Source organism: Bradyrhizobium sp. 23AC (genome assembly GCF_054863025.1).
The window spans coordinates 438,793-454,314 of sequence record NZ_JAVAYN010000001.1 but is presented as its reverse complement, the minus strand read 5'-3'; the positions used below and the strand labels follow the sequence as shown (position 1 = coordinate 454,314).

Sequence of the window (15,522 nt, the reverse complement as noted above, 5' to 3'; positions counted from 1 at the left end):
GCAACGACCGGCGCGTCAAACCATCAAACAGGGGAGGGAACGATGAAACATCTGAAATGGACGCTTGCGCTGGCCGCGAGCCTGGTGACCAGCGCGGCGAGCGCCGAGATCTCGGACAATGTCGTGCGCGTCGGCGTGCTCAACGACATCTCCGGCATCTTCCAGGACACCAACGGCATGGGCTCGGTCGAGGCCGCGCGCATGGCTGCCGAAGACTTCAACGGCGGCGGCAAGGGCATCAAGGTCGAGATCGTCTATGCCGACCACCAGAACAAGGCCGATGTCGGCAACGCCATTGCGCGCAAATGGCTCGACGTCGAGGGCGTCGATGCCATCGTCGACGTACCGAACTCGGCGGTTGGTCTTTCCATCAACACGCTGCTGCGCGACAGCCGCATGACCTTCCTGGCGTCGTCGACCGCAAGCTCGGATCTCACCGGCAAGGCCTGTTCGCCCAACACCATCCAATGGGTCAACGACACCTGGGCCACCGGCAACACCACGGCGGCCGCGATGATGTCGCGCGGCGGCAAGGACTGGTATTTCCTCACGGTCGACTACGCGCTCGGCAAGGGCATCGAGGCGGAGGCGCAGAAATATATCGAGGCCCATGGCGGGAAGGTGACCGGCTCTTCCAAGCACCCGCTCGGCACCTCCGACTTCGCCTCCTTCCTGTTGCAGGCGCAGAGCTCGAAGGCCCAGGTGATCGGCCTCGCCAATGCCGGCGGTGACACCATCAACGCGGTGAAGCAGGCCGCCGAGTTCGGGATCCAGCAGAACGGCCAGAAGCTCGTCGCCTTCCTGCTCTTCATCAACGACGTTCACGGCATGGGCATCAAGGTCGCGCAGGGCCTCCAGCTCATGGAAGCCTTCTACTGGGACATGAACGATGACACCCGCGCGTTCGCCAAACGTTTCGCCGCGCGGCCGGGCATGAACGGCAAGATGCCGAGCGGCAACCAGGCCGGCGTCTATGCCTCGACGCTCGCTTATCTCAACGCGGTCGCCGCGACCGGCAGCGACAACGCCAAGGACGCCGTGCCCGAGATGAAGAAGTTCAGAGGCAAGGACAAATTGTTCGGCGACACCACCATCCGTCAGGACGGCCGCGTCGTGCATCCGATGTACCTGTTCGAGGTGAAGAAGCCGGAGGAGTCGAAATATCCGTACGATTATTACAAGCTGGTCTCGACGATTCCGGCAGACCAGGCGTTCCGCCCGCTGGCGGAAGGCGGGTGCGAGCTGGTGAAGTAGGGGAGCGAGCGCCGTCTCTTTCACCCTCCCCTGGAGGGGGAGGGTCGGTCGCGCGCAGCGCGAGCGGGGTGGGGTGATCTCTCAACACCGGCAGTGTCTCCGCGGAGAGACTGTCACCCCACCCCGCTACGCATTTCGCCTCGCTGCATGCTTCGCGACCCTCCCCCTCCAGGGGAGGGTAAGAGGAACGCGCCGCGAAAGCCCCCTACACCACCTTACTGCTTCCCTGCGTGATCAGCCGCGCTGCCCGCTGATCCCGCGCGTAGATCCACAGCCAGCTGAGCGCAACACTGAGCCGGTGGCGCAGGCCGATCAGGAAGTAGATGTGGGCGATACCCCAGATCCACCATGCGATGGTGCCGCGCAGCTTGATGCGGCCGAAGTCGATCACCGCGAGCCGCTTGCCGATTTGCGCGAGGCTGCCGGAGTGCTTGTAGCGGAATGGGCCTGTCGGCTCTCCGCGCAGCCGCGCCTTGATCGTTTCGGCGACGTGACGGCCCTGCTGCTTGGCGGCCGGTGCGATGCCGGGCACCGGCTTGCCCTCCCAGGCATTGATCAAGACGGTGTCGCCGATTGCAAAGATCTCGGGATGATCAGGGATGCTCAGATCGTCCTTGACCTGTACGCGGCCAGCACGATCGGCCGGCGCGTCCAGCCATTCCGCGGCGGGTGAGGCGCGCACGCCCGCCGCCCAGATTCGGGTCTTTGCCTCGAGCAGCTTGCCGCCGAACACCACGCCCTCACGATTGATCTCGGTGACGGCCTGCCCCAGCACGACCTCGACGCCGATCTTCTCCAGCGAGGCCTGCGCGTAGGCCGAGAGATCGTCGGCGAAGCCCGCGAGCACGCGCGGCCCCGCTTCGATCAGCACCACGCGGGCCTTGGTCGTGTCGATGTTGCGGAAATCGCCGGGCAAGGTGTGACGCGCCATCTCGGCGATGGTGCCGGCGAGCTCGACCCCGGTGGGGCCGGCGCCGACGATGACGAAGGTCAGCCGCGCCGCGCGCTTCGCCGGATCGGTCTCGCGCTCGGCACGCTCGAACGCCACCAGGATGTGACGGCGCAGCGTGGTGCCGTCCTCCAGCGTCTTCAGGCCCGGCGCGAACTGCTCCCATTCGTCGTGGCCGAAATAGGCGTGGCGCGCGCCGGTGGCGAGCACCAGCGTGTCGTAGGGCACCTCGCTGCCGTCGTCGATCAGCACGCAGCGCCTTGCCGCGTCGACGCCGCTGACGGTCGCGAACAGCGTCGTCACCTCGGGCCTGTCTCGCATCAGGTGGCGGATCGGCCAGGCGATCTCGCTGGTGGCGAGCGAGGCGGTTGCGACCTGGTACAGCAGCGGCTGGAACAGATGATGGTTGCGGCGGTCGATCAGCGTGATCTCGACCGGCGCACCCGCAAGCCGGTAGGTCGTCTCCAGCCCGCCGAAGCCGGCGCCGACGATGACGACGCGATGCGGTGTCGTGGTCATGATGTGCCCTCGAATCTCGCTGCTCCACACCCCCATTTAAGTGCGGATCGGCCGCTGCGGTCCAATAGCTGTCATCAATCGCCGCATAGGCCGGATGTATCGATCGGGCGCGAAAAAGCGCCGCAGGCTCGGATCAGGCCTTGGCCGAAGTATGTAGAATTATATTTCTTGCCATCGCTGATTGGGGCGAAATATGGTGCAGCAGCGGCCGCTGAGCCATTGGCGGCGCGACAGATTTTGCGTTCAATAGAGACAGGCCCGGGGCGGCGATCACCCCGTTTTCCGGGACCGATAATAAGGAGGGGAGTGGTTATGAGGACGGCATTCTGGCTGGCGGGCGCGGCGGCGCTGGTGCTGGCGAGCCCGGCATTCGCCGGCGACACCATCAAGATCGGTTTCGTCTCGACCTTCAGCGGCCCGACCGCCGTGATCGGCAACGACATGCGCAATTCCTTCGAGCTCGCGCTGGATCACATCGGCCGCAAGATGGACGGCAAGCCGGTCGAGGTCATCTACGAGGATGACGGGCAGAAGCCCGATGTCGGCAAGCAGAAGACCGAGAAGCTGGTGCAGTCCGACAAAGTCGATTTCATCGTCGGCTACATCTGGTCGAACGTGCTGCTGGCCTCGCTGAAGACGGCGGTCGACTCGCAGACCTTCCTGATCTCGGCCAATGCCGGCCCGTCGCAGCTCGCCGGCGAGCTGTGCTCGCCTTACGTGTTCTCGACCTCCTGGCAGAACGACCAGACGCCGCAGGCGATGGGCCTCTACATGAACCAGAAAGGCGTCAAGAGCGTGTTCCTGATCGGGCCGAACTACGCGGCCGGCAAGGACATGCTCGCGGGCCTGAAGAACACGTTCAAGGGCGAGATCAAGGGCGAGGAATATACGGTTTGGCCGAGCCAGCTCGATTTCTCCGCCGAGCTCTCCAAGGCGCGCGCCTCGGGCGCGGAGTCGATCTTCGTGTTCTATCCCGGCGCCGCCGGCGTGCAGTTCCTCAACCAATATGCGCAGGCCGGCCTGAAGAGCACGATGCCGCTCTACACCGCCTTCACGGTGGACGAGCTGTCGCTGCCGCTGCAGAAGGAGAACGCGCTCGGGGTGCCCGGCGCGCAGGAATGGGTCAACGACCTCCCGAACGAGCAGAACAAGCGCTTCGTCGCCGACTATCGCAAGAAGTACACCGGCCTGCGCCCGACCTATTACGGCGCGCAATCCTATGACGCCGCCCAGCTCATCAACAGCGCGGTGGTCGCGGTGAAGGGCGACACCAGCAAGAAGGATGCGATGAAGGCCGAGATGGAGAAGGCCAACTTCAAGTCGCTGCGCGGCGCGTTCAAATACGGCAAGAACCACATCCCGGTGCAGAGCTTCTATCTCCAGGACGTCGTGAAGGACGCCGAAGGCCAGCTCTCGCTGAAGACGGTCGCGACCATCGTGGAGAACGACCAGGATCGTTTCCACGACAAGTGCAAGATGAAGTGAGGTGATTCCTCTCGCTCTCCCCGCTTGCGGGGAGAGGAATCTCAGCTCTCTCCTCCGTCATTGCGAGCGCAGCGAAGCAATCCAGAGTCTTTCCACGGAGGGATTCTGGATTGCTTCGTCGCTTCGCTCCTCGCAATGACGATGTGGAGAGAGCCTACACCCTTGGCATGCTCGCGGGGCGCACTTCTCGGGCCTGGGCTGCGAGCCTGATCCCGGCATTGGCCGCACCGAACCCCTGATAATCCCTGCGCTCGACGATCTCGAAGAAGAACCGCTCGTCGAAAATGTGGGTGTAGACCTGGAAGAATTCGCCGTCGCCCTCGCGGTCGTAGAGGATGTGGTTGGCGCGCAGCTGCGCCATCAGCTCGGGCGCGAGGTCGTATTTGGCTTCGATGTCGTCGTAGTAATTGGCGGGGATATCCAGGAAATCGGCGCCGCGCTTGCGCATTTCCGCGACCGCCGCAAAAATGTCCCGGCACGAGAACGCGACGTGCTGCACGCCCGAACCGAAGAACTCCGAGATGAAGCGTGCCGGCAACGTCCGGTTGGCGGATGAGCCGTTGAGCACGAAGCGCAGGCTCTGGTCGGCGTTGATGATGGCCTGGCTCTGCACGAGACCTCGGGGATCGGCGATCTCCATCTGCGGCAGGCGCTTGAGGTCGAGAATGCCGGTGTAGAACAACAGCCAGGACAGCATCTCGTCATAGGGCATCGACTGCGCGATGTGATCGACGGTGAGCAGCGCGTCCGCGGCTGCATCGCTCGGGACAGGCTCGAAATCCGTGTCCCAGTTCTTGCCGGCCTGGTCCAGGAAATACAGCAGGCTGCCGCCGACGCCGTGGATCGCCGGGATTTCCAATTCGCCCGGCCCGACCGGCTGGTAGAAGGTGCGCGCCTTCAGCATCTCCGCACGCTGCATGGCAAGGCCGGCATTGTCGACATCGAGCGCAATCGCGCAGACGCCGGGGCCGTGCGTCACATAGTGCGAATGCGCGAATCCGTCGGTCTCGCTGTTGATGACGAGCTCGACCTTGCCCTGCGACCAGCGCTCCACCGCCTTGCTGCGATGCGCGCCGGTCTTGCGGAAGCCGATCTGCGCGAACAGTCGGCCCAGCTCGCCCGCCTTGGTCTCGTTGACGGCGAACTCGATGAACCCGGTGCCGCGGCTCTTCGCTTTCGGTGCCAGCGGTTCGGCGGCGAATCTCGGCCAATCCGGCGCAAGCTGGTCCTCCAGCAGGATCAGCGAGCGCAGGCCGTCGAGCGCGGTCTGCGCGGCCGAGCCGGCGCGGAACTGGTCGTTGAAGATCTCCAGTGACAGCGGCCCGGCATAGCCGGTCGCCGCGATCGCCGCCATGAACTCGCCGACCGGCAGATCGCCCTGGCCGGGGAAGGAGCGGAAGTGCCGGCTCCACGACAGGATGTCGAGCTCGAGCTTCGGCGCGTCGGCAAGCTGGACCAGAAAAATCTTGTCGCCGGGGATCGAGGCCATCGCGCGGACCGGGAAGCCGGGTGCCAGCGCGTGGAAACTATCCAGGATGACGCCGATCGCGGGATGATCGGCGCGCCGCACGATCTCCCAGGCATCGCGGTAGTCGTTGACATGACGTCCCCAGGCCAAGGCCTCGTAGCCGACGCGCAAGCCCCGACTGGCCGCGCGCTCGCCCAGCTCACGAAAATCGTCCGCGGCGCGATCGATGCCACCGAGCGAGGCGGGCGAGACGTTGGAGCAGATCAGCAGCAAATCGGTGCCGAGCTCCTGCATCAGATCGAACTTGCGTTCCGCGCGGGCAAAATTGCGTGCGCGCTGCGGCTCCGGCATGCCCTCGAAATCGCGGAACGGCTGAAACGCGCAGATCTCGAGATTGAGCTCCTTGCAGAGCTTTGCGATGTCGCGCGGGCCGGCGCCGAACGACAGCAGATCGTTCTCGAAGATCTCGACCGCGTCGAAGCCGGCGGACGCGATGGCGCGGAGCTTCTCGTCGAGAGCGCCTGAGAGGGAGACGGTTGCGATTGAGCGCTTGTTCATGCTGCATTGTCCTCCATGGCACCGCCGAGGAAGAGCTGGCCGATGCGCGGATCGTTCAGGATGCGCTTGGCGTCGTCGACCATGCGGGTCTGGCCGAGCTCGAGCACGATGCCGATGTCGGAGATCTCCAGCGCCGAGCGCGCGTTCTGCTCGATCATCAGGATGGTGACGCCGCGGTTGCGCAGGCTCTTGAGGATGTCGAAGGTCTGCTGCACCATCAGCGGCGACAGGCCGATCGAGGGTTCGTCGATCAGCACCAGTTTTGGTTCGAGCAGCAGCGAGCGGGCGATCTCGAGTTGCTTCTGCTCGCCGCCGGACAGCGTGGAGGCCTGCTGCGTCGACTTCCGCCGCAGCGCCGGGAACAGGTCAAGTGCGGCTTCGATCCGCGCGGGCAGGTCGAGGCCCTTGCCGGCGGCGACGCCGCCGAGCTCGATATTGTGGCGCACCGACAGCTCGGGGAAGATGTTGCGGCCCTGCGGCACATAGCAGATGCCGGCATTGAGCAGCGCGCGCTGGCTCAAATTGGTGATGTCGCGGCCGGCAAAGCTGATCTTGCCCTCGCGCAGCTTCAACAGGCCGAAGATCGCCTTGAACACGGTGGACTTGCCGGCGCCGTTCGGGCCGATGATGGTGGTGATCGTGGCTTGAGGCACGGCAAAGGTCGTGCCGTTCAAGATCGTCATCTTGCCGTAGCCGCCGACGAGATTGTGAACCGAGAGGATGGGCTCGCTCATGATCGGCTCCTCAATGTCCGAGATAGGCTTCGATGACGGCAGGGTTCTTGCGGACCTCGTCGGGCCGTCCCATCGCCAGCACCTTGCCCTCCGCCATCACCATCACGCGCGAGCACAGCGACATCACGAATTCCATGTTGTGCTCGATCACGACGAAGGTGGCGTTCTTCTCGCGGTTGATCGCGACCAGCCGGTCCTTCAGATCCGCCAGCATCGACGGGTTGACGCCGCCGGCGGGCTCGTCGAGCAGCACCAGGCGAGGGCCGCCCATGAAGGCCATGGCGGCGTCGAGCAGCTTTTGCTGGCCATAGGACAATCCGCCGGCCGGCTCGTCGGCGAGATGATCGAGCTTGAAGAACCCGATCATCTGGTTAGCGGTATCAGTCAGTCCGGCATCGGAGCGGCCGACCAGGCGCGAGGCCATGTTGCCCTGGTGCTCCTGGCCGGCGAGGATCAGGTTCTCCCGGACCGAGAGCTTTGGAAACACCTGCAGCAGCTGGAAGGTGCGGCTGACCCCTAACTTGTTGAGTTCGGAGGGCCGGAGGCCCGTGACGAGTTTGCCGTCGAGCTTGACCTCGCCGCCTGACGGCGTGAGCTGGCCGAGGATGCAGTTGAATAGCGTGGACTTGCCGCAACCGTTCGGACCGATCAGGCCGAGGATCTCACCCTCGCGCACGTCGAAGGAGACGCCGTCGACGGCGCTGATCCCGCCAAAGTTCTTCTTGATATCGGTGACTTCGAGAACCGCACTCATTGCACCGTCTCCAGGCGGGATTTTGCGACGGCGCGTAGCGCGGAGGCCGCCTTGGTGCGGCGCTCGGCGAGATAGCGGTCGAGGATTCCCAAAATGCCGGTCGGCGACCAGATCAGCAGCAGCATCACCGCCACCGCGTAGAGCATCAGATAATAGCCCTCCGTGAAGCGCAGCCATTCCGGCAGCAGCACCGCGATCATCGCGCCGAGGAAGGGACCGAAATAGAAGCCCGCGCCGCCGACGATCACCATCATCAGAAGGTCGAGCGAGAGCGACAGATTGAAGGGCACGGGGTCGATATATTGCGTGAGCGGCGCATAGAGTGCGCCGGCGATGCCGCCGAGCGCCGAGCCGATCGCGAACGCCATCAGCGTGTAGCGCCTTGTGTCGATGCCGAGCGATTGCGCACGCAGCGGATTCTCGCGCAATGCCATGAAGGCGCGGCCCCAGGGCGAGCGGATCAGCCACCACACCGCCAGCGACACGATCGCGAGCGAGCCGAGGCAGACATAGTAGAATGGCAGCGGCTTGTTGGTCGCGAACCCGAAGATATGCGGACGCGGGATGTTGGAGATGCCGTAGATGCCGCCGGTGAGCCAGCTCTCGTTGCGGAACACCAGGAAGGCGAGGGTGGAGAAGGCCAGCGTGACGAAGGCGAGGTAGTGATGCTGCACGCGCAGTGCGGGATAGCCGAGCACCCAGCCGACCGCGAAGCTGAGCACGATGGCGACGACGATCGCCGCCGGCAGCGGCCAGCCATGGGTGGTCATGATCGCGGCCGCATAGGCACCGATGCCGACGAAGGCGCCCTGCGCCAGCGAGACCTGGCCGGCATAGCCGAGCGTGAGGTTGAGGCCCATCGCGGCGATGGTCATCACCGCCCATTGGCTCAGGATGAACAGGCCGTAGCGGTTGAAGTTCATGGGGACGATGATCAGGCCGGCGATGACGATCAGGCCGAGCGCGATCTTCAGGGGTTTGCCGAAGCTGATCATACCGTGCGCTCCTCGGCGCGGCCGAGCAGTCCTTGCGGCCGGAACAGGATGACGACGATCAGGAAGATCATCGGCACGGCGGCGCGGTACTGCGTCGAGACATAGGCGGCCGCGAGATTGTCGAGCACGCCGATCAAGAGGCCGCCGGCGATCGCGCCGCGCACCTGGTTGAAGCCGCCGACGATCGCCGCGATGAAGGCGGCCTGGCCCAGCACCTCGCCGGACGAGAATTTTGCGAGGTAAATCGGCGTGATCAAAAGCGACGCCAGTGCGACCAGGAAGGCATTGATCAGGAAGGTCAGCAGGATCATGCGCTCGACCGGCACGCCGATGATGCGTGCCACCGTCGGGTTCTGCGCCGCCGCCTGCATCTGGTGGCCGAGCGAGGTGCGATTGAGCAGCGCAGTCAGGCCGAACACCGCAACGATGGCGACGACGAGCACGCCGATGCTTTGCAGCGACACCGCGTGCCCGAGAATCGAGATGTCGCCGGTCGGCACGATCGACGGGAAGGGCGAGGCCTCGGCGCTGAAGAATTGTTTGACGGCCTCCTTGAGGCCGATCGCCAGCGCCATCGTCGCAATCGCCAGCGGCAGCACGCCATGGCGCATCATCGGGTCGACCAGCAGCAGCTTGAAGCCGAGTCCGAGCAGGATCATCGACAAGAGGATGCCGAGGATGATCGCGAGCCAGAACGGCGCACCGGCATGCATCGCCGCCAGCATCAGGAACGCCGGCAGCATCACGAACTCGCCTTGCGCGAAATTGATGGTCTGCGAGGTCTGCCACAGCAGCGTGAAGCCGACCGCCACCAGCGCATAGATCGCGCCGGTGGCCAGTCCCGCGACCAGAAGATCGAATAGGTTGGACATGTTCCCCTCTTTCCTCTCCCTCTCCCCGCCTGCGGGGAGAGGGTTGGGGTGAGGGGGAGTCTCCGCGCGGTCGCTAACAGTTGGACTCGTGGAGGCTCCCCCTCACCCGGATCGCATCTTCGATGCGATCCGACCTCCCCCCGCAAGCGGGGAGAGGTGAAAGACCGCGCGTCTCACTTCACCTTGGGCAGCACCTGCTTCACCACCTGCTTGCCTTCGACCACCTCGACCAGAAAACTCTGGCGGTCGATGTCGCCGGTCTCGCTGAAGGTGACGTCCATCAGGATGCCCGGCTCGTCCGCGGCCTTGATGGTGAGGCCGTGCAGCGTCTCGGCAAACTTCTTCGAGTCGACCTTGCCCATCTTCTCGGTGGTGGCTTTCACCATGTAGACGGCGAGATAGCCCTTCAGGCCGTTATGGTCAGGGACGTAATTGTACTTCTTGGAGAACTTCTCGCGGAACGCCTTGATCAGATCGACCGGCGCATCGGTGGTGAGGCCGACATGGCCGCGCGCGCCGTTGGCGGCATCGCCGGCAAGCTCGATCACCTTCTGGCCGATCAGCGTGGTCTCGCCCATCAATGGCGCGGTGACGCCTTGGCGCTTCAGCTCCTTCAGGATGCGCGCGCTCTCTTCCTCGTTCAGGTAGACGAACACGGCATCCGGATTGGCGGCCTTGATCTTGCCGACGTCGGCGGCGAAATCGGCCTGGCCCGCCTCGGTCGAGAGGTCGGCGACCACCTTGGAGCCGAGCCGGTCGAGCTCCTTGACGACGACGTCGCGTCCGCCGCGGCCGAAGTCGTTGTTGACCCAGACCACCGCGACCGTCTTCGCCTTCATCTCGTCATGGATGTATTTTGCGACCTTCGGCATCGAGGATTGCTGGCCGAACGAGGTGCGGAACAGGAATTTGTTTCCGGCCTGCGTCAGCTCGGCGGCTTCGCCGCCCATGATCTGCGCGATGCCCGCTTCGGCCGCGAGCGGCGCGGTGACCTTGACCGAGCCGGAATAGCCGGGCCCGAGCAGCACATAGGGCTCGGCGTCGAGCGCCTTCTGCACCTGGGCGCGGGCGACGCCGGGGTTGGATTGCGAGTCGGCATGGCTGACTTCCAGCTTGCGGCCGAGCACGCCGCCCTTGGCGTTGATCTCCTCGATCGCGAGATCGATGCCGTTCTTCCAGTTGGTGCCGACAGTGGCGCCGCCGCCCGAGAGCTCGGCGACGTTGGCGAGCTTGATGACCTGGGCGTGGGCGCTGGTTGCAGTCGCGAAGGCAAGCAGGGCGCCTGCCAGCAGGGTCGATTTCATGGTTTCTCCTCCCATTTTTCGTCGAGATTGTCCGCGGCCTTGTGTCGGCCGCTTCGGTTACGCAGCGTGATAGGCCGAGCTTCGTGCCGCCATCACCTCGTCGAATGCCTGTCCCATGATCTCGGTCGATGGGGCAAGGCCCGTGAACAGTTCGAAGGCGTCGGCCGCCTGGTAGATCGCGAGCTCCCGCCCGGTCATGATCCGCGCGCCCTTGGCTTGTGCCGCCGCCAGCAGCGGCGTGATCAGCGGCGAGTACACGGCGTCGGCGACCCACAGGTTTTCGCGCAGCAGCGAGGCTGGGACCGGGGTGTCCCGGTTCGGCAGCATGCCGACCGGCGTGCCGTTGACGAGGCCGGTTGCGCCACGAAGCGCGTCTTCCACGCTCGTAGCCACCCGCGCGCCGCCATGCCTGGCCAGCAGCGCGGCGAGTTTTTCGGCGCGTGCCGGCTCGCTGTCGAAGATTCGGAGGTCCGTCACTTTCAGGCTCGCCAGCGCAAAGGCAATCGCCTTGCCGACGCCGCCGGTGCCGATCACGGCCACCGCATTTCCGGAAGACGCCAGCAGCGGCGCGACGGCGCGGGCAAAGCCGGTCGTGTCGGTGTTGTGGCCGATCAGCCGGCCGTCTCTCACGACGACGGTGTTGACCGCCGCCATGGTCGCCGCAGCCGGTGCCAGCTCGTCGAGCAGCGGCACCACGGCCTCCTTGTAGGGAAAGGTAACGTTGACGCCGGCAAAGCCGAGCCGCCGCACGCCCTCGAGCATCATGCGAAGCCCCGCCGCATCGGCGCCGGCGACCTCGATGAGCTGGTAGTGGCCGCGCAGGCCGAGCGCCTCGGCGGCGCGCTCATGCATGGCGGGGGATGCGGAATGCGCGATCGGTGCGCCGATCAGGCCGGTGAGGAGCTTCTTGCTGGCGGCGTATCCGCGCTTGGACATGGTTCGCTATCGTCTCAAAGGGAACGTTCGATCCCGGCCATTAGCGGGGAAATCCCCGCAAGTCCAAGGGCAGTTCCTGCGGCGACGATAGCCTTTCCCTCGCCTAACACAATTACCCTTTTATCCGGCAAACCTAACATGATGTTATTTCTTCCGTCCGCGCGCGCCGCCGGCCTTGCTGTTGTCGCGGGACGGCTCGACCGCGCGCATCTCGGCGCGCAGCGACTCGATGAAAGACTCGGCATGGAGCGACAGCGGCGCGCCGCGCTTGACCGCGATGTAAGTGTCGAACCGCGTCGGCTCGGTGATCTTCAGAAGCTCGATCCCGGGATAGCCGCCATGGGCCACCGTGAACTGATCGATGATGGCGATGCCGAGGCCCGCCTTCACCAGCGCGCAGACCGTGGTGCCGAAGCGCGCGCGGATTGTGATGTTGTAGGCGAGACGGTTGCGCGCAAAGATCTCGGCCATGATCCGGCCGTAGGGATCGTTGGGATCGATGCCGATCAGCGGATAGCGGGTGATCTCGGCGGCCGAGACCTGCTTGCGGCCGGCGAGCTCGTGCCCCGGCGGCACGATGCAGTACAGCTCGCCCGAGGCCAGCGGCATGAAGTCGAGCCCGGAATGCTCCAGCCGGTAGCTCATCGCCACGCATTCGCCGCGGCCGAGCATGAGATAGTCAATGGCCTCCTCGAGCTTGAGGATGTTGATGTCGATGCCGAGATCGGGATAGCGGCGCCGGACGCGCTCGATCGCCCGCGGCACCATCACCTGCGAGATGCTCGGCACCGAGCCGATGCGCAACTCGGACAAGCCGCCGCGGCCGATCTTGGAGATGATCTCGGAGAGATCGTCGACCTTCTTGTAGACGCCGTTGATCTGCTCGAAGATATTCTCGGCTTCCGGCGTCGGGAAGTAACGCCCGTTCTGGCGCTGGAAGAAGCGGATGCCGAGCGAGCGCTCGGTGTATTTGACGAGGCGGCTGATCCCCGGCGCCGAGACGTTGAGCAGCTTCGCCGCACCGCCGATGGTGCCCGTCACCATCACGGCACGGATCACTTCAACCTGGCGCAGCGTCATCATGTTCATGGCACCCAAAAGAGGATCGCGGCGGCGATCATCTCACGAGAGCCGCGATGTCATCCAGCGGCAAGTGTGTGGATGTGGATGGAGGAGGGAAGTCGCTCTCGTGTCCCGGACGCGCTGCAGCGTGAAAAGCTGCTGCGCAGAGCCGGGACCCAGAAAGCCAGAGGGTAAGCTGCGGATAGATGGGCCCCGGCTCTGCAGCGCATCGTCAAGGTGACGCTGCGCTGCGTCCGGGGCACGAGAGCCCGGCCGGGCTCGCCAGCTTCTCCAATAAGAGTAACTTCGCTGTCAGATTGTTTCGACTAAAATCGGCCCATTCGAATGGAGGGGCTGCATCGTTGCGTGACCTGTCTCGTCGGCGTCGTCTAGCGCGGCTGTGTCCTAGCTCGCCGGCTCTTCCGGCAACACGCTCTCGGCCAGCTCCTCGCGCTCGCCTTCCAGCACCGCGCGCGCGAACTCGATGATCTTCTGCTTGTTTGCCGTTTCGCGGACGGCGAAAAACACGCGGTTCAATTCCAGGCCGAGCACACTGTTGAGGGCGATGTCCTCGTCTTCCATCGTGGTGTTCCCGCTTCGGTCGCTCAGGTGTATCGTGACGTCAATTCTGCCACAAGTAGTTTAAATCTTCAGGCCGATGAGCACCGGGAAACTACGGCCGCAGCGAATTGAGGCAGTCCCCAAATACGTGCTATACGAGGCGGTGTGGGGCAGGAAACGCACCGATGTCCGCCGTAGATTATGGCCGGGAGGCGCTCGACTTCATTGAAGGCTTGGGGACCTATCGCAAGGTGCCCGATGCCATGAATGCGCTCGAGACGGCGTTCGGTCGCTTCGGCTTCGAAACCATCATCGTGACGGGATTGCCCAATCCCGACCAGCGGTTTGCGCAGATGGTGCTTGCCAAGCGCTGGCCGGCGGGCTGGTTCAGCCTCTACACCCAGAACAATTACGACCGCTTCGATCCGGTGGTGCGGCTGTGCCGGCAATCGGTCAATCCGTTCGAATGGTCGGAAGCGCCCTATGACGCCGAACTCGAGCCGAACGCGGCCGAGGTGATGAACCGCGCCACCGATTTTCGCATGTCGCGGGGCTTCATCGTGCCGATCCACGGGCTCACCGGCTATGAAGCGGCGGTGTCGCTTGGCGGCGTTCATCTCGACCTCAATCCGCGCAGCAAGCCGGCACTGCACCTGATGGCGATGTATGGCTTCGACCACATTCGCCGTCTGCTCGAGCCGGCGCCTTATCCCTCGACGCGCCTCACCCCGCGCGAGCGCGAGGTGATCTCCTGGGCCTCACAGGGCAAGTCGGCCTGGGAGATCGGTGAGATCCTGCACATCACGCAGCGTACCGCCGAAGAGCATCTTGCAACTGCCGCGCGCAAGCTCGGTGCCGTCAACCGCACGCATGCGGTGGCGCTGGCGATTCGGAACAAGATCATCAATCCGTAAGCGCCGTACTGGGAAATTTCCCAATATCGAACCCGGCTCTTTTGGCAGAGTCTGCCCCCATTGAGGATGAATGGGGGTTTTCATGATTCACGCTATTTCTGCGGTAAATCGCCACCTGTATGAAGACGTGATCGAGCAGCATTTCCGGTTGCGCCACGATATCTTCGTCGAGGAGCGGCGCTGGGAGACGCTGCGCAGGCCGGATTGCCGCGAGATCGATTCCTATGACGACGAGGATACCGTCTATCTGCTTGCGCTGGAGGGGCGGCGCGTCATCGGTGGCCACCGGCTCTACCCGACGACCAAGCCCTCGATGATGAGCGAGGTGTTCCCGCATCTGGCGTCGGTACGCGGCTGCCCCGCGGATCCGCTGGTCTGGGAATGGTCGCGCTACTTCGTCGTGCGTGATCGCCGCGACGGCGCGCTCAACCTGCAACTGATGGCGGCGGTGCAGGAGTTCTGCCTCAACCAGGGGATCGCGCAGGTCAGCGCGATCATGGAGACCTGGTGGCTGCCGCGCTTTCACGAGGCCGGCTTCATGGTGACCCCGCTTGGCCTGCCCGCTCTGGTGGAGAATGCATGGACCATGGCGGCGACCATCGACATTCGTCGCGAGACCCTCGATGCCCTGCATGATCGTATCGGCATGACCTCGGTCGTGCGCCAGGACGGCCCGCGTCTGGACGCCGTCGCCCGTGCCAACCTTTGCGGCGCTGCTGCCGCGCAACGAAAGAGCGCCTGAGATGTCGAACATGATGCGGGACAGCCAGATCATGGCGCAGATCAGGGACGAGAATCTCGGCTACATGTCCGACATGGCGCTCGAGCTGGCGCAGATGGCGGAAGACACCGGATTGGCGACGCTCGCCTATCTGTTCCGGATGGCGGCGCTAGAGGCCTCGACGGCCAACAGCGTGCTCGCCGAACCGGGCGATCTTCCCCAGCAGATGACGTCGCACTAGGACGCAATCCTTCCTTACATTCTGACGAAGTCGCACCCTCTCGCCGGCCCGCCGGCGAGAGGGTTGTCGTTTGGGTGCGGCAGGTTGCCCCAGCCGGCACGGCAGCTTTCTTGCAGGAGCGTCTCGACCGCATGCATCGGCATGCAACAAAGTGCATGTTTGGTGTCGAATCGCTCTTGCCTCGGAACGATACTG

Annotated in this window: 15 protein-coding genes; 5 read left to right on the top strand and 10 right to left on the bottom strand. The window is 64.5% G+C overall.

The annotated features are described in order from the left end of the window. The first annotated feature begins 42 nt into the window (after positions 1-42). The gene (locus tag RAD10_RS02190) at positions 43-1,254 is read left to right on the top strand and encodes an ABC transporter substrate-binding protein (RefSeq protein ID WP_461616140.1); all 1,212 of its coding nucleotides are present in this window, start codon (positions 43-45) and stop codon (positions 1,252-1,254) included. A gap of 205 nt (positions 1,255-1,459) precedes the next feature. Here the strand turns inward: RAD10_RS02190 and RAD10_RS02185 are convergent, their stop codons facing one another. Continuing rightward, on the bottom strand, positions 1,460-2,722 hold the full coding sequence (locus RAD10_RS02185) for an NAD(P)/FAD-dependent oxidoreductase (RefSeq protein ID WP_183262064.1): 1,263 nt from the start codon (positions 2,720-2,722) through the stop codon (positions 1,460-1,462). Between the two features lie 312 nt (positions 2,723-3,034). Here RAD10_RS02185 and RAD10_RS02180 point away from each other — a divergent pair, with 312 nt between their 5' ends. Beyond that, the gene (locus RAD10_RS02180) at positions 3,035-4,207 is read left to right on the top strand and encodes an ABC transporter substrate-binding protein (RefSeq protein WP_461616139.1); all 1,173 of its coding nucleotides are present in this window, start codon (positions 3,035-3,037) and stop codon (positions 4,205-4,207) included. A 154-nt stretch (positions 4,208-4,361) separates the two neighbouring features. Here the strand turns inward: RAD10_RS02180 and RAD10_RS02175 are convergent, their stop codons facing one another. The 9 genes from RAD10_RS02175 to RAD10_RS02135 all read right to left on the bottom strand — a co-directional run bounded on the left by RAD10_RS02175 (position 4,362) and on the right by RAD10_RS02135 (position 13,472). Beyond that, entirely contained in the window at positions 4,362-6,233 is a 1,872-nt protein-coding gene (locus RAD10_RS02175; protein ID WP_461616138.1) for a bifunctional sugar phosphate isomerase/epimerase/4-hydroxyphenylpyruvate dioxygenase family protein, read from the bottom strand. Then, positions 6,230-6,967: an ABC transporter ATP-binding protein gene (locus tag RAD10_RS02170; protein WP_461616137.1), complete on the bottom strand. Its 738-nt coding sequence runs from the start codon at positions 6,965-6,967 to the stop codon at positions 6,230-6,232. The genes RAD10_RS02175 and RAD10_RS02170 overlap by 4 nt, the downstream gene beginning before the upstream one ends. A 10-nt stretch (positions 6,968-6,977) precedes the next feature. Next, positions 6,978-7,721, bottom strand: coding sequence for an ABC transporter ATP-binding protein (locus RAD10_RS02165; RefSeq protein WP_461616136.1), 744 nt, complete (start codon positions 7,719-7,721; stop codon positions 6,978-6,980). Further along, positions 7,718-8,716 (bottom strand): branched-chain amino acid ABC transporter permease, encoded by a 999-nt coding sequence (locus RAD10_RS02160; RefSeq protein WP_095425022.1) that lies wholly within the window; start codon positions 8,714-8,716, stop codon positions 7,718-7,720. The genes RAD10_RS02165 and RAD10_RS02160 overlap by 4 nt, the downstream gene beginning before the upstream one ends. Continuing rightward, on the bottom strand, positions 8,713-9,588 hold the full coding sequence (locus tag RAD10_RS02155) for a branched-chain amino acid ABC transporter permease (RefSeq protein WP_461616135.1): 876 nt from the start codon (positions 9,586-9,588) through the stop codon (positions 8,713-8,715). Before RAD10_RS02155 ends, RAD10_RS02160 begins: the two co-directional genes overlap by 4 nt. Before the next feature lie 173 nt (positions 9,589-9,761). Beyond that, positions 9,762-10,892, bottom strand: coding sequence for an ABC transporter substrate-binding protein (locus RAD10_RS02150; protein WP_461616134.1), 1,131 nt, complete (start codon positions 10,890-10,892; stop codon positions 9,762-9,764). A gap of 57 nt (positions 10,893-10,949) precedes the next feature. Next, a complete protein-coding gene (locus tag RAD10_RS02145) occupies positions 10,950-11,828 on the bottom strand; it encodes a shikimate dehydrogenase (protein ID WP_461616133.1) in 879 nt (292 codons plus the stop codon). 144 nt (positions 11,829-11,972) lie between these two features. Beyond that, positions 11,973-12,911 (bottom strand): LysR family transcriptional regulator, encoded by a 939-nt coding sequence (locus RAD10_RS02140; protein ID WP_461616132.1) that lies wholly within the window; start codon positions 12,909-12,911, stop codon positions 11,973-11,975. Between the two features lie 384 nt (positions 12,912-13,295). Then, complete coding sequence (locus RAD10_RS02135; RefSeq protein WP_085968000.1) at positions 13,296-13,472, bottom strand: hypothetical protein; 177 nt, start codon at positions 13,470-13,472, stop codon at positions 13,296-13,298. Between the two features lie 164 nt (positions 13,473-13,636). Here RAD10_RS02135 and RAD10_RS02130 point away from each other — a divergent pair, with 164 nt between their 5' ends. The 3 genes from RAD10_RS02130 (at position 13,637) to RAD10_RS02120 (ending at position 15,327) form a co-directional block, all read left to right on the top strand. Then, positions 13,637-14,365 (top strand): helix-turn-helix transcriptional regulator, encoded by a 729-nt coding sequence (locus tag RAD10_RS02130; RefSeq protein WP_028139752.1) that lies wholly within the window; start codon positions 13,637-13,639, stop codon positions 14,363-14,365. An 82-nt stretch (positions 14,366-14,447) separates the two neighbouring features. Continuing rightward, positions 14,448-15,107: an acyl-homoserine-lactone synthase gene (locus tag RAD10_RS02125; protein ID WP_038946889.1), complete on the top strand. Its 660-nt coding sequence runs from the start codon at positions 14,448-14,450 to the stop codon at positions 15,105-15,107. Position 15,108: 1 nt separating this feature from the next. Beyond that, positions 15,109-15,327 carry a hypothetical protein gene (locus tag RAD10_RS02120; RefSeq protein WP_461616131.1) on the top strand — a complete coding sequence of 73 codons (219 nt, stop codon included), beginning with the start codon at positions 15,109-15,111 and terminating at the stop codon, positions 15,325-15,327. Positions 15,328-15,522: the final 195 nt, after the last annotated feature.